Source organism: Acinetobacter lwoffii (assembly GCF_024129735.1).
Taxonomy (GTDB): domain Bacteria; phylum Pseudomonadota; class Gammaproteobacteria; order Pseudomonadales; family Moraxellaceae; genus Acinetobacter; species Acinetobacter lwoffii_H.
Map to the genome: position 1 here is coordinate 1 of NZ_JAMXXK010000066.1, position 13,625 is coordinate 13,625.

Here is a 13,625-nt window from a genome sequence, read left to right on the forward strand (position 1 = left end):
TTTAATTTACTTGCTGGCATATACAATTTAGATTGGGTGAAAGATAAACAATTAAATTGATTGAAAAATGATTTATGAAGGAAGTCTAATATATGTAATCAGATTATATTGTTTTAAATCTTCCGCGCTTGCCATTCGCTTTTCCTTGTTATTATCTTTTTAGTTTGTACAAAAACTATGCATGATTTTTAAGCAGCTTTCAAATATTTTATGTTTAAAATCCGCTGTAAATCTGCAATCACGGAACTGATTTTTCTGGAATAGAGAAAGCTGAAATAAAATTGTCTATAATGCTTCCCTTTTCTTCTCCCTTGAGTGTGTGATGTCTTCCAAGCAATACGATGTTCTAGTCATAGGTGCCGGTGCCTCAGGTTTAATGACGGCGTATATGGCTGCGCAACGTGGGCGTAAAGTCGTGGTGGTGGAAAAAGCCAACAAGGTTGGCAAAAAAATCCTGATGTCTGGCGGTGGTAAGTGTAATTTCACCAATCTGGAAGTCGAACCGAGCAATTATATTTCACACAATCCACATTTTGTGATTTCAGCTTTAACGCGTTATACCAACTGGGACTTTATCGGCTTGGTTTGTGAATATGGCATTGCTTATGAAGAGCGCAAACATGGACAGCTGTTTACCTTAAATGGTGCAAAAGATATCTTGTCGATGCTGCTGGCAGAATGTGATAAAACCGGTCTGGTCGATATTAAGACCAGTTGCGAAGTGAAAGCAGTGAATCCAGTCGATGATCAAGGCTTTCAGGTGGCGACCTCACTGGGATATTTTGAAGTTGAATCTGTCGTCGTGGCATCTGGCGGTTTATCTATTCCTACGCTTGGCGGTTCAGGCATTGGCTATGAGATTGCAAAACAGTTTGGACATCACGTCTATCCGACTCGTGCCGGACTGGTTCCATTTACCTTCTCTGACGGATTTAAAGAAGTCACCACGCGCTTAAGCGGAAATGCCGTAGAAGCAACACTCTCGAATGAGCTTAATAGCTTTACCGAAGCCCTCTTATTTACCCATCGCGGTTTAAGTGGGCCAAGCTCCTTACAACTTTCCAACTACTGGAATGTCGGTCAAAGCTTTAAGGTCGATTTCTTACCGAGCGTAGACTTACTGGATTTCTTTAAAGCAAAAAAACAAAGCCAGCCCAAAGTCTTGCTGCGTACACTCCTCAATGAATATTTACCGAAAAGTGTGGTGGCTGAATTACAAAGTCTGATCTGGACTGAAAGCGTTGAAACTGCCATTGGTAATATCAGCGATGACAAGCTGGAACAGATTGCGGCACGTCTGCATGGCTTTGAAGTGAAACCTTCAGGAACAGAAGGCTACCGTACGGCGGAGGTGACTTTGGGTGGTGTAGACACTACGGAAGTATCCTCAAAAACCATGGAAAGTAAAAAACAAAAAGGCTTGTATTTTATTGGTGAAGTACTGGATGTTACCGGACATTTAGGCGGCTATAATTTCCAATGGGCATGGTCATCGGCACATGCCGCATCGGAATATATTTAATCAATAGATAATCTGGATGGCTACTTAACTCATTCCAGATAATCTGTTTTAAACAGGTTAAGATTGGCCGTATTTGTTAGACGGTCAATCGCCAGCTGCATTTTTTTAGCTTCTCGCAGACATAGCGGTACGTCATCTGTTGAAGATGTCATGAATTTATGTTGCAGTGCTTTCCACATCGTGTTGATCTCCTTTTCTTTATATTTTTAATGCAAGAAAAATACCAAAATCATTTTAGTATTCATTTGAATATTCTATATTTTTTAAAAAGAAAATTCTATTTCTCGTACTCAGAAAAATTTTATTCTCAGTTAAATTCGTCTGTCTCTGGTATTTTCTTATCCAGCTCTCGCTCAGACTGCTCTTCCTGTGTGCTCTTCACAAAAATAAATCGATAGGCAGCGGTAAAAAAGCCAATCGTAATTCCTGCAATGATTAAAGGAGCCAGAACTTTGTTAGGTTTCTTGGTATTCATTCATTTTTCCTTATGACTGAACAAAATCGACCACATGAGCGTGGTCGATTTTGCTTAAAGATAACAGGTTATTTCAGGTCATCTTTTTTCTGAGTAGAACGATCAATATCGACATCCGGCTCTTTTTCTCCAGTTGAACCAAATGGATTATTGACTGGCGGATGGGTCGGATCGACTTTTAGTGAATCCGGTACGGCTTGATCCGCATCCGGATTGACCGGATCAATACCCAATGATTCATCATCCTGCGGTGCAGTTGTTAGGATTGCCGGGGTAGTATGGGATAAATCCGTACCCATAGGCGTACTCTTGTCTGAATCCTGATTTGGCACGATGCCTGCTCCTGGAGTTGTGATTGAGGAATCGCTAGTACCCGTAGCAGTTTGCGAACCACCAGAGGACTGACTCATTGAGCTATCTGTAGAACTCATACCCATCGCCGCACCTGTAGTACCTGACATGTCGGTTGCACTTGTACCTGTGGTCTTGCCACCTAATCCAGAAAATATGCTGTTCTCAGCTTTTTCTCTGACTGGATTGGGTTCTTTGGCCTCTCGTTTGGCTTTATCAATCAAATCTGTGAGTACACGCTCCGCAGGTTGACGACCACCCAGACCAAATGCCAAGGCGAATGCCACTGCTACAGCACCCAAAGTTAGACCAAATGCCAGGTTAACAATCGAATCGGCAATACCCATGGCACGCAGACCCATTGCGACAACCAGACCCATGATCAGGACACGAACCAGATTCGCTAACCAGCGTGAGCTGTTATATTCACCACGTTGTACGATATTCGCAACGATATTTGCCAGCCAGAAACCGATTACCAGAATCACCGCACCAAGCAGAATGTTGGCACCGAAGTAGATGAACATTGCAATCAGACCACTGATCTGTTCAAAGCCAAGACGGTTCGCTGCTTCAGATACCGCAAATAACATGGTAAATAAAACGATCAGGAAACCGACTACACTGGAAAGTTTAGTCGTGCCTAAAAAGCGCTGGATATCCAGTTTGGCAGGAATTTCATCAACACCTGTACCGGCAACTACTTCAACCACCAGACGTGCCACCAGTTTAGACACCACATACGCCAGAATCAGAATCAACGCAGCAGCGATGATATTCGGAATGGCGTTCATGATTTCATACAGCATGGCTGTAGCAGGCTGAGAAATAGCCTCAATACCCAATGCTTCAAATGCAATGATCAGTGCAGTAATGATCACCACGGCGAAGATGAATGAACCAATCACCTGAGAAACATTCGAGTTTTTGAAGATCCCTACTTTTTCAGCATGTTGCTGTACGTTCAGACTGTTTAATAGTCCTTCGACAATACCGCGCACAATTTTTGCCAGAATATAACCGACAAAAATGATCACTGCAGCAATGAAGATGTTTGGCAAGTAACTTACGACATCAGTCAGCATATTTTGAACTGGTAACAACAGACCGTTGAGACCCAGAATAGACAGCACGATTGGCAAGAACAGTAATAAAATTAACCAGTAAGCAATTTCACTGATGTTTTTACTAATCGGACTGACACCGACTTCAGCACTGAGTTTTTCATCCAGTTGCGTTCGGTCCAGCAGCTTTTGTAGCCCTATCTTCACCAGATTAGCCACAATCCAACCTATGAATCCGACTGCAATTGCACCTAGTAACTGCGGGATAAATAACAGGAATTGCTGGATCATATTACTGAATGGACCGCTGACACTGGTAAGATTAAGTACGTTCAGCGCACCAATCACGGCAATAATCAGAATAATCCAGAACACGACGCGGGCGATAATGCTCTCCACATTGGAGTGATGACCTGTCGCCGTATTTAAATGTGTATTGGTGCCCAGTTTTTGCAAGAGCTTTTTAACGCCTGCCGAGACCAGTAATGCAATGATCCAGCCAATTACTAATATGGCAATTGCACTAAGAATGGGATGGAACTGATCCCAATAGTACATGGCATCGAAGCCACCACGCGGGCTTCTCATATAATCATTCATGTTGTTCTACCCTCTTTGTTATTAAGCTATTTATCTGAAATCGGGGGCGTTTCCCTGAAACAATCAGCCCCCTCTTCTTCCGGATTCATATTAGATTTGATGTTTTCAGACTCAAGCCAGGTAGATGGCACTACCTTAAAACATCACCATCCATTGCAAAAAAGCCCCAGTGGTTCACTAGAGCTTTTCAGGTATTTTCAGTTATTGAGTCGCCTGTCCATCAGTCGCGGTTGCTGTTGCTTCTGTGCCATCATCCACGGTTGCTGTAGCTTCCGTTCCGTCATTCATGGTGGCGGTGCCTTGTGTAGGCTCACCGACTGGAGTTGAATTATTTGGGGTAGCAGGCTGTACATTCGGATTTGGATGTCCTGCAGGAGCATCATTCGCATCTGGATTCATGTCAGCAAACATATAGAACAGTAGTGCGAGTAAAAAAATACCGACCAAAATCAAGATATAAACAGGGATACGCTTTTTCTGCGTCACGTCTGTCTGATGATTTAAAGGTGGTTTTTTATTGAAATCATCGACCATAACCATCCTCACTCTTTGTTATTCATAAGTAGATTTTTAGAATAACAAGCTGTGAATAGGGCTTCTGTGACAAAACATGGTGAGATGGTGACGGGATGTAAGTCACTAATCCATCAGAATTCTCTGCTGGATGCTGCTTTAAAATAGCCGTTTGGCCGGGCTATGCTGCATGTCGACTGGGGTTTGGTGTTCATCTTTCAACTGCACCCCTGAGAGCTGTAACTCACAGGATTTACGCATCAATGCCACCAGTCGCTGGATGGCAATTGGATAGGCCAAGCCCGCAGGACGGACATTGGAAATACAGTTACGCAAGGCATCATGACAGCCCTTAAAAGCATTATAAGTGTAGTAAATTCCCATACTGTCCGGTGAGCTCAAACCTGGCCGTTCGCCAATCAGCATGACCAGCATTTTTGCCTGTAAAATTTCTGCCACTTCATCGCCTAGTGCCACACGACTGCCACGGGCAATCATTAAGGGGGCAATCTGCCAACCTTGTTCTTTGTATGCCTCCAGCAACGCTGGAATAAAATGCAAGCTGTTTTCCTCAATGGCACGTGCCGACAGCCCATCTCCTACAATGATGACCACATCCCAATGTTGCTGATGTTCGGCCCGGTATTGCCGCAACATCATTTTGGATTGTTCTGAAAGCACACGCCCAAGATCGGGACGTTTAAGATAAAGGTCCTTTTCCACAGCCTGACTTTCAATATCCAGAATGGGTAGTCCTGTTTTACTCAAACCAGCTTTTAAAGATTCAACATCAAGTGGCTTCAGTACCGCATCTTTGGCTTGCGCATGTGCCAACTGAAATTCCAGACTTGGTCGAGTCGGCAAGCTGCCCCCAGTTCGGCCCAGGGCAATCCGCGCATCGGTAAAAGCTTTTAACTTCTGCCAAGGATTATCCTGTAATTGGGACTCAAATTTCACATCGGCAATCAGTTTCATAGTACTTCCTCAAGACAGGATTAGACGTGAAAATTGCTTCGGTAGCTCGGTCGGCCAATGCAGCTGATTGGACTGTTGTGCCAAAATGCCTTGCTGTTGTAGCCAGTGGTCAAATTCAGGAGCTGATTTTAATCCCAGTAATTGCCGGATGTAGAGCGCATCATGAAAGGAGGTCGTCTGATAGTTCAACATCACGTCATCTGAACCGGGAATACCCATAATAAAATTCAGTCCGGCATTGGCAAGCAAGGTCAGCAGTACATCCATATCATCTTGATCGGCATCGGCATGATTGGTGTAGCAAATATCACAGCCCATTGGTACACCGAGCAGCTTGCCACAGAAATGATCTTCCAGCCCGGCCCGGATAATCTGCTTGCCGTTATACAGATATTCCGGTCCGATAAAGCCGACCACGGTATTGACCAGCAAGGGATTAAACTTACGCGCCACGGCGTAGGCACGTGCTTCCACGGTCTGTTGATCCACGCCATGATGGCCATTGCTAGACAAGGCACTGCCCTGTCCAGTTTCAAAATACATGACATTTTGGCCCACGGTGCCGCGTTGCAGGCTTAAGGCAGCTTCATAGCCTTCCTGCAGCAGCGCCAGATTGATACCGAAACCAGTATTGGCTGTTTAGGTTCCCGCAATGGACTGGAACATCAGATCAATCGGAACATTTTTATTTGCCAGCTGAATGCCAGAAGTAATATGGGTCAAAACACAAGATTGAGTCGGAATCTCATATTCCTGAATGACATGATCGAGCAGTTTGAGCAGCTCAGTCAAATTCTGCAGATTATCTGTGGCCGGATTAATCCCGATCACGGCATCACCATTGCCATACATTAGTCCATCCAGAATCGAAGCTGAAATGCCTATCAGATCATCAGTCGGGTGGTTCGGCTGCAAGCGGGTAGAAAGATGCCCTGCCAGCCCGATGGTATTTCTGAACCGAGTCACTACTCGGCATTTTTTTGCCACCAGAATCAGATCCTGATTGCGCATGATTTTACTAACCGCTGCGACCATTTCTGGAATCAGGCCCATTTTTAAGGCCGTAATCTTTTCTGTGGTGGCATCTGCACTGAGCAGCCAGTTACGAAAATCCCCCACAGTAAAATGCGAGATCGGATAAAAGACATCAGCATCATGTTCATCCATAATCAGGCGGGTGATTTCATCCTCTTCATAAGGAACCACAGCTTCTTGCAAAAACTGCTGTAATGGTACTTCTGCCAGACACATTTGTGCAGTAACACGCTCGGTTGCATCAGTGGCCACAATCCCTGCCAGCTGATCGCCAGAACGTTCAGGCGTAGCCTTGGCCAACAGGGTTTTTAAATCCTCAAAGACATAATGCTGACTGGCCACATTAATCTGATACAACATAAGCAAGTTCTCCCTGCTAGATAATTTATTTCAATTCCTTTTCTGCTGCCTCGATACGGGCAAATTCTTCTTCCGGTGTCCCGGCCACCAGATGATGGCGGCTATACAGCAGAAAATAGAGAATCAGTGCAACGTAAATGGCAGCTGCCATTAACCAGACTTTTGGATCGACCAGAAAGCCTGCCACCACGGCAATCGCAGCAAGTACCAGCGCAATGGACGCAGTCACAATACCGCCCGGTGCCTGATAAGGACGTACCAGATTCGGCCGGGACAATTTCAGTTTGATATAAGACATCATCATCAAAACATAGGAAATGGTGGCACCAAAGACCGCCATCAGAATCAGCAGATCACCTTCACCTGAAAGGGACAGCAGGAAGCCAATAATCCCCGGAATAATGATGGCCAAATAAGGTGCATGATTGCTGTTGGTTAAGGACAATTTTTTCGGTAAATAACCGGCACGTGAGAGCGCAAAAATTTGACGGGAATAGGCATAGATAATCGAGAAGAAACTGGCAATCAGACCAGCGAGACCGACAAAATTCACGAAACTTGCCATCATAATCAGGCGGGTGATTTCATCCTCTTCATAAGGAACCACAGCTTCTTGCAAAAACTGCTGTAATGGTACTTCTGCCAGACACATTTGTGCAGTAACACGCTCGGTTGCATCAGTGGCCACAATCCCTGCCAGCTGATCGCCAGAACGTTCAGGCGTAGCCTTGGCCAACAGGGTTTTTAAATCCTCAAAGACATAATGCTGACTGGCCACATTAATCTGATACAACATAAGCAAGTTCTCCCTGCTAGATAATTTATTTCAATTCCTTTTCTGCTGCCTCGATACGGGCAAATTCTTCTTCCGGTGTCCCGGCCACCAGATGATGGCGGCTATACAGCAGAAAATAGAGAATCAGTGCAACGTAAATGGCAGCTGCCATTAACCAGACTTTTGGATCGACCAGAAAGCCTGCCACCACGGCAATCGCAGCAAGTACCAGCGCAATGGACGCAGTCACAATACCGCCCGGTGCCTGATAAGGACGTACCAGATTCGGCCGGGACAATTTCAGTTTGATATAAGACATCATCATCAAAACATAGGAAATGGTGGCACCAAAGACCGCCATCAGAATCAGCAGATCACCTTCACCTGAAAGGGACAGCAGGAAGCCAATAATCCCCGGAATAATGATGGCCAAATAAGGTGCATGATTGCTGTTGGTTAAGGACAATTTTTTCGGTAAATAACCGGCACGTGAGAGCGCAAAAATTTGACGGGAATAGGCATAGATAATCGAGAAGAAACTGGCAATCAGACCAGCGAGACCGACAAAATTCACGAAACTTGCCATCCAGGTATTGGCACCATAGACCGCCACCAAGGCATCCACCAGCGGTGCACCGGAATTTTTCAGCGTATCTGCACCTGCTGCGCCAGGACCGAGTAACAAAATACTTAGCGCAAAGAATGCCAGAATCAGCATGGAACCAATCAGGCCACGCGGCAAGGATTTAGCTGGCTCTTTGGCCTCCTCTGCTGCCAGCGGGACACCTTCAACTGCCAGAAAAAACCAGATCGCATAAGGCACTGCTGCCTAGATGCCCAGATAGCCCAATGGCAGGAAACTGCTTGCACCCGCCGCTTCCGTACTGACCGCAATATCAAACAGGTTTGCACTATTAAAATGAGGCAACATGCCAAAGATAAACACCATCAAGGCAACCGCAGCAATTGCGGTAATCACAAACATGATCTTGAGTGCTTCACCTGCACCTTTCAGATGCAAGCCCATAAAAACCAGATAGCTCACCAGATAAATGATCCAGCCGCCAATACCAAACAAGGCTTCGCAATAGGCACCAATGAAATAGGCAATTGCTGCCGGAGCAATGGCATATTCAATCAGGATGGCACTCCCGGTCAGATAGCCGCCAAAGGGACCAAAAGCAGTACGAGCAAAACTGTAACCCCCACCTGCAGTCGGCAGCATGGTCGACATTTCGGACATGGCCAGGCACATACACAGATACATGAATGCCACCACAATGGTCGCAATAAACATGCCTCCCCAACCCCCCTGTGCCAAACCAAAATTCCAGCCAGCGAAGTCACCGGAAATCACATACGCGACCCCCAGACCGACGAGAAGCAGCCAACCTACGGCGCCTTTCTTGAGCTGACGTAAGGCAAAATAATCTTCTTGTACTGCTGTTTCAGTCACACTGGTATCAATCACACTTTTTGATTCTGACATAGCAACCTCGTTGTTTTTATCGTTGTTCCCTGGAGATATGCATAAGCCATACCAGTTCCGCAGGCTTTAGTGAAGACAGTTGAGACGCTGCCTTTCAGCGATGAAATGCGTTATAATTATCCACCTTCTCATTTATACACCCGAGTTATATGGCGTATCGTCAACAAAGTGTATCGCTTGATCTTGATACTGACGTCACACATCAATGTACGCTGCACTACAGCCGTGATCAGCATCTGATTGGAATTATTGAATTTAGTAAGCCAAGCTTCCTGCTTCGCTGGCAAGATCTGGAATATTTCCGTCGTCGTACCGAAGAATTTTCCGTGATGCCTTTTCCGGACTGTGTCAATGCGATGATTATCGATATTCGAGATGTAACGGCATGGCTGGATAATGAAGTGCCGATTATTCCATGGCGTTTACTGGAAGAAGACTGTCCAGTGCGCCTGGTGGTGCCTGCAGACCGTATTGAGCACTATGCCGGATTTTTTGAACCGACCTGGCTCAGTCCCGATGTCGAAACCGCCATTCAGGAAATCCGTGAATCAATGGATATGTTTGTGCATTAAGCTTGAATCGAAAAAACCTCCGCAATGTGCAATGCCGTTTACTTAAGCATTTGAATCATTTTGGAATTCATTAGAGAATCCGATGTCAGGTTTGGCATCGGATTTTTTTATGGTATTTCAGCAGGATATTTTAGATCTTAACAATCTGTTTAAGCTCTCGAATCTGAGTACTTTTATTCACAATATCCCCGTTGAGTGGGTCAAGTCCACACTCAGGTTGAGCAGTCCCGCGACTATTCGCAGGCGGTGCTTGCCTGCGGATCAGGTACTTTGGCTGGTTCTTGGAATGGCGATTTTCCGTGATGTCCTCATCCATGAAGCAGCAAGAAGACTCAATATTTGCACTCAGTGGTTAGCCTCTTATGACTTGCTGACGCGCATTAGTCTAACCAATACACGTAAACATCTTGGTGCAGATTCTGTGGAGTGGCTATTTCACCAGACCGATCAACACTGGGGACAAGAGCATTATCCGGCTGGGCTGTCGGAACTTAGACAGGGATAGGTAGTTTGTTTTAGAGAGGCCTACAAGGCTTCGGAGAGTCAAAATGTCAAAAAACCGTTATCCCCTAGATATCACAATCCTGCTCCTGTTAAGGGAACCGCATTGCCTTCAAGCAGGAACTTTTGCTCATAAATCCTTCAGCCTTACCAGTAATTCTCGACTGCGATATTACCTTCACCACGACGGTTCATGGTCAGGCCACGAGCTTTTAAAGCCTCTTTGGTGTCATCGACCATATCCGGGTTACCACAAAGCATGACATGCGTCGTTTCCGGATTAAGCGCGATACCTGCTGCCTTTTCCAGCTCACCATTGGCAATCAGAATCGGTAAACGGTCGTGCAAAGGTGCATCGGGTTCACGGGTAATAATCGGGATAAATTTAAAACCGGTATGCCCTTCGCCAAAGGTCTCGGCGATTTCCTGAATTCGGTCCACATAAGCAAGTTCCGCTCGGGTGCGCACACTATAAACCAGATTGATTTTTTCGTATTTGCTCCAGGTTTCAAAGTCTTGCAACATGCAGATAAACGGTGCCAGCCCCGTGCCGGTACCCAGTAACCATAGGTCTTTAGGCAAAGGCAATTGATAACGTGCCAGAGTCAGATAACCATAAGGAATTTTTTCCAGATGCAGCTCATCCCCTACTTTGAGGTACTGTAAATTGGAGGTAAATTTACCTTCAGGAACGACAATCGAGAAAAACTCCAGAGTTTCATCAAAAGGAGATGACACCACCGAATAGGCACGAACCACCAGTTCATCCCCCACTTGCAAACCAATACGCGCAAACTGCCCTGCAGTAAATTTGAAATGTGCCGGGCGTGTCATCGTAAAACTAAATAATGTATTGGTCCAACGGTGTACAGATAAAACTTTTTCTCGGGTAAATTTTTCAATTGACATGATTTCAACGTGGCATGAAAGACTGCGCTCATGGTAGCATGGCAACATAATTTATTAATATTTTTTTAAATGTTAAGGCTCTACTCATGCGCATGACTTTACGCCAATTGGCTGTTTTTGTAGCAGTGGCACAAGAGGGTACCGTAACGAAGGCTAGCGATGCCGTCAAGCTTACACAAAGTGCGGCTAGTATGGCTTTAGCAGATCTGGAAGATGGTCTGGGTGCTCCACTATTTGACCGTCTAGGCAAACGTTTACAGCTAAATGACCTGGGGCGCTTTCTTCTCCCTCAAGCCCTGGAAATTTTAGGCCGCTGTGAATCCTTTGAACAAGTTGCTAAAGGTGAGCTTCAAAGTATCGATTTACGTTTAGGTGCAACCCTGACGATCTCAGATTACCTGATTCCTGACCTGATGGCCGATTTCTTGAAAATCAAGCCGCAAGCACATTTACAGCTTCAAGTCGGTAATACCCGTCAAATGATTGAAGCGGTGAATCAGTTCCAGCTGGATCTGGCCCTGATCGAAGGATCTTGTCATTTGCCACAATTGCAATGTATCCATTGGCGTGATGATGAGCTGGCTGTGTGCTGTGCGCCAGACCACCCTCTTGCGCAATTGAACCGTGAACTAACCGCTGAAGATTTCAAATCTGTAGAATGGATTTTGCGTGAAGAAGGTTCAGGTACCCGTGAGGTGTTTGACAATGCCATCTTGAAAGATGTACCAGATGCCAATATCCGTCTAACACTCGGTCATAATGAAGCGATTTTAAAAATTGTAGCGGGCGGAATTGGTATGTCCTGCATTTCCAAACTTGCGATTGAGCCTTTACGTGAAAAAGGTCAACTGGTAATTCTGGATACACCATTCTGGTCGCTGACTCGTCCTCTGTTTATGCTGGTACATCGCCAGAAATATCAGGGTCCAGGTCTGAGAGCCTTTATGAATTTTTGTGAAAGCTAAAATATTAGAAGCACCTTCAGGTGCTTTTTTTAGGATTCATCAAAACTGACTTTCACATGGTATCCCATCGCCGTCACCATCCATTTTAGTATTTGGACAGTTACGAATGAAAAATAATGCTTCCTCATAAGAACCCATCTGACTACAGTGTTCTCGACCATCGCATTTAAATTGAGATACAGATGGCGAAGTCGTTTCTGAAGTTTTCGAATTAACTGGGTTACTTTGGCTTCTTAACTCAGTGCCTTGATTTTCCAGGTTCTTTCTGCCCTGCTCAGATAATCCTTGCATAGGTAGATCACCTTGCGCTGCTCGCTGTTCAGCGACAATTCGTTGCTGCTCTACCATCAGTCCTTCCAGCTTTTGCTGTTTTTGAACTTGGTAGCTTTGGTATTTGTTATAAACAAGAACAGCAAGAATCATCATAATCACCAGTCCTGATATTGTGATTATTTTTGATGTAGTTGATGATTTTTTCTTTTCATAACGTAGAGAAGCTCTGGTTTCAGTATCTCCATGTAGATCATTGTTTTGTGTAACAGGAACTTCTTGCTTAATATCCAAGCGAATAATATGGTTTGCCTTAAACTTTCCATTATCTTCCACAATCAAAAACTTTAATTTTTCCCCCATTTTTGGCGGAATATTTTTATTGGGAAAGTCTTTGACATGGAAAAATAAATCTTTGGATTGCCCTTCGATCTGAATAAAACCAAAACCACGATCTTCGTTATAGGTTTTGATTTTCCCCTCTTGAAACATAATTCGCTCTTATCTTTAATATTTTTTATGATTGTAATCAAAAAGAGACTGAAAATCTTTTGTAAAATTCTCTAAAGTAGAAACATAAAAACTAGAAGTGCATCTTATGGCGGAAGAATAGATCCCTAGTTAAAAGTAAAAAAAATAAAATTTCTGTTTTTATTTATACTTCGCCAAAAATCATAAAACCAACAGCTGATGCCAATGCCAGCCATAGGGTCGGACTAAAGAAAAGTGAATTACGTACAGGAACACCGACTGTGGGTGCCAAGGATTGCAAGGCGACGACTTCTGGCACAAATTCATCCTGCACTTTAATATCCAGACGTACCATGTTGTCTAATTTCATGCTGCCTTGTTGTGGAATGATTCTAAATTTAAGCCGCTCTCCAATTTGTGGTTCAATTTCAGGCGAAGGTAAATCCTGTAACTCGAAACTTAAATCTTGAGCTTCTCCTATCAACTCCAAAGTACCCATACCACGTTCGGAATCGTAAGTTTTAATTTTTCCATCCGTAAACATGACACTTTTCTCTATAGAATTCATTTAATTTGTATTCTAAGCCAAAGGAAATGTTCAGCATTGTTGCTGTTTGGTGGATTTTTTATGTGCTGTCTGTCTCTTTGAATATCTAAACGGTGGCACTATAAAAAAGAGGCTCGAAAGCCATTGCTGTCCCACAATTTTTCACAAGAGGAAGCTCATTTGAGCTTCCTCTTGTTTTATGGGTATTTTATCGGGTGAAAATAAAGCTTT

The 13,625-nt window shown here is 44.4% G+C and carries 11 protein-coding genes and 5 pseudogenes; 4 read left to right on the top strand and 12 right to left on the bottom strand.

Annotated elements, in window-relative coordinates; all coding sequences use genetic code 11:
• Positions 1–322: 322 nt before the first annotated feature.
• Positions 323–1,522 carry a BaiN/RdsA family NAD(P)/FAD-dependent oxidoreductase gene (locus NI469_RS14260; protein ID WP_253175576.1) on the top strand — a complete coding sequence of 400 codons (1,200 nt, stop codon included), beginning with the start codon at positions 323–325 and terminating at the stop codon, positions 1,520–1,522.
• A gap of 29 nt (positions 1,523–1,551) precedes the next feature.
• Here NI469_RS14260 and NI469_RS14265 read toward each other — a convergent pair whose 3' ends face one another.
• The 9 genes and pseudogenes from NI469_RS14265 to eat all read right to left on the bottom strand — a co-directional run bounded on the left by NI469_RS14265 (position 1,552) and on the right by eat (position 9,159).
• Entirely contained in the window at positions 1,552–1,701 is a 150-nt protein-coding gene (locus NI469_RS14265) for a hypothetical protein (RefSeq protein ID WP_253175577.1), read from the bottom strand.
• A 128-nt stretch (positions 1,702–1,829) separates the two neighbouring features.
• On the bottom strand, positions 1,830–1,997 hold the full coding sequence (locus tag NI469_RS14270) for a hypothetical protein (protein ID WP_253175578.1): 168 nt from the start codon (positions 1,995–1,997) through the stop codon (positions 1,830–1,832).
• 68 nt (positions 1,998–2,065) lie between these two features.
• The gene (locus NI469_RS14275; protein ID WP_253175579.1) at positions 2,066–4,012 is read right to left on the bottom strand and encodes a mechanosensitive ion channel; all 1,947 of its coding nucleotides are present in this window, start codon (positions 4,010–4,012) and stop codon (positions 2,066–2,068) included.
• Between the two features lie 201 nt (positions 4,013–4,213).
• Positions 4,214–4,546: a hypothetical protein gene (locus NI469_RS14280; protein ID WP_253175582.1), complete on the bottom strand. Its 333-nt coding sequence runs from the start codon at positions 4,544–4,546 to the stop codon at positions 4,214–4,216.
• Positions 4,547–4,684: 138 nt separating this feature from the next.
• Entirely contained in the window at positions 4,685–5,500 is an 816-nt protein-coding gene (gene eutC, locus NI469_RS14285) for an ethanolamine ammonia-lyase subunit EutC (protein ID WP_005263591.1), read from the bottom strand.
• 9 nt (positions 5,501–5,509) lie between these two features.
• Positions 5,510–6,895, bottom strand: a pseudogene (locus NI469_RS14290) (ethanolamine ammonia-lyase subunit EutB).
• A gap of 25 nt (positions 6,896–6,920) precedes the next feature.
• A pseudogene (locus NI469_RS14295) lies at positions 6,921–7,463 on the bottom strand (amino acid permease); the annotation flags it as partial.
• Between the two features lie 9 nt (positions 7,464–7,472).
• A pseudogene (gene eutB / locus NI469_RS16000) lies at positions 7,473–7,691 on the bottom strand (ethanolamine ammonia-lyase subunit EutB); the annotation flags it as partial.
• A 25-nt stretch (positions 7,692–7,716) separates the two neighbouring features.
• Positions 7,717–9,159 (bottom strand): annotated as a pseudogene (gene eat, locus NI469_RS14305) (ethanolamine permease).
• A gap of 149 nt (positions 9,160–9,308) precedes the next feature.
• Here eat and NI469_RS14310 point away from each other — a divergent pair.
• The gene (locus NI469_RS14310) at positions 9,309–9,731 is read left to right on the top strand and encodes a hypothetical protein (RefSeq protein WP_004280758.1); all 423 of its coding nucleotides are present in this window, start codon (positions 9,309–9,311) and stop codon (positions 9,729–9,731) included.
• Positions 9,732–9,840: 109 nt separating this feature from the next.
• Positions 9,841–10,203: pseudogene (locus NI469_RS14315) on the top strand (transposase domain-containing protein); the annotation flags it as partial.
• Positions 10,204–10,379: 176 nt separating this feature from the next.
• Here the strand turns inward: NI469_RS14315 and NI469_RS14320 are convergent.
• Entirely contained in the window at positions 10,380–11,141 is a 762-nt protein-coding gene (locus tag NI469_RS14320) for a ferredoxin--NADP reductase (protein WP_253175580.1), read from the bottom strand.
• 86 nt (positions 11,142–11,227) lie between these two features.
• On the opposite strand from NI469_RS14320, the gene gigC reads away from it, so the two are divergent.
• Positions 11,228–12,106, top strand: a complete 879-nt coding sequence (gene gigC, locus NI469_RS14325) for a LysR family transcriptional regulator GigC (protein ID WP_004280761.1) — start codon at positions 11,228–11,230, stop codon at positions 12,104–12,106.
• Positions 12,107–12,145: 39 nt separating this feature from the next.
• Here gigC and NI469_RS14330 read toward each other — a convergent pair whose 3' ends face one another.
• Together NI469_RS14330 and NI469_RS14335 are read right to left on the bottom strand one after the other, a co-directional pair.
• Positions 12,146–12,868, bottom strand: a complete 723-nt coding sequence (locus NI469_RS14330; protein ID WP_253175581.1) for a cold shock domain-containing protein — start codon at positions 12,866–12,868, stop codon at positions 12,146–12,148.
• Between the two features lie 163 nt (positions 12,869–13,031).
• Positions 13,032–13,391, bottom strand: coding sequence for a hypothetical protein (locus NI469_RS14335; protein WP_180086387.1), 360 nt, complete (start codon positions 13,389–13,391; stop codon positions 13,032–13,034).
• Positions 13,392–13,625 lie beyond the last annotated feature (234 nt).

Excerpts from the sequence above, each read along its gene's own strand:
- NI469_RS14260 (WP_253175576.1), top strand. The coding sequence starts at position 323 with ATGTCTTCCAAGCAATACGATGTTCTAGTCATAGGTGCCGGTGCCTCA.
- NI469_RS14265 (WP_253175577.1), bottom strand. The coding sequence starts at position 1,701 with ATGTGGAAAGCACTGCAACATAAATTCATGACATCTTCAACAGATGAC.
- NI469_RS14270 (WP_253175578.1), bottom strand. The coding sequence starts at position 1,997 with ATGAATACCAAGAAACCTAACAAAGTTCTGGCTCCTTTAATCATTGCA.
- NI469_RS14275 (WP_253175579.1), bottom strand. The coding sequence starts at position 4,012 with ATGAATGATTATATGAGAAGCCCGCGTGGTGGCTTCGATGCCATGTAC.
- NI469_RS14280 (WP_253175582.1), bottom strand. The coding sequence starts at position 4,546 with ATGGTCGATGATTTCAATAAAAAACCACCTTTAAATCATCAGACAGAC.
- eutC (WP_005263591.1), bottom strand. The coding sequence starts at position 5,500 with ATGAAACTGATTGCCGATGTGAAATTTGAGTCCCAATTACAGGATAAT.
- NI469_RS14310 (WP_004280758.1), top strand. The coding sequence starts at position 9,309 with ATGGCGTATCGTCAACAAAGTGTATCGCTTGATCTTGATACTGACGTC.
- NI469_RS14320 (WP_253175580.1), bottom strand. The coding sequence starts at position 11,141 with ATGTCAATTGAAAAATTTACCCGAGAAAAAGTTTTATCTGTACACCGT.
- gigC (WP_004280761.1), top strand. The coding sequence starts at position 11,228 with ATGCGCATGACTTTACGCCAATTGGCTGTTTTTGTAGCAGTGGCACAA.
- NI469_RS14330 (WP_253175581.1), bottom strand. The coding sequence starts at position 12,868 with ATGTTTCAAGAGGGGAAAATCAAAACCTATAACGAAGATCGTGGTTTT.
- NI469_RS14335 (WP_180086387.1), bottom strand. The coding sequence starts at position 13,391 with ATGTTTACGGATGGAAAAATTAAAACTTACGATTCCGAACGTGGTATG.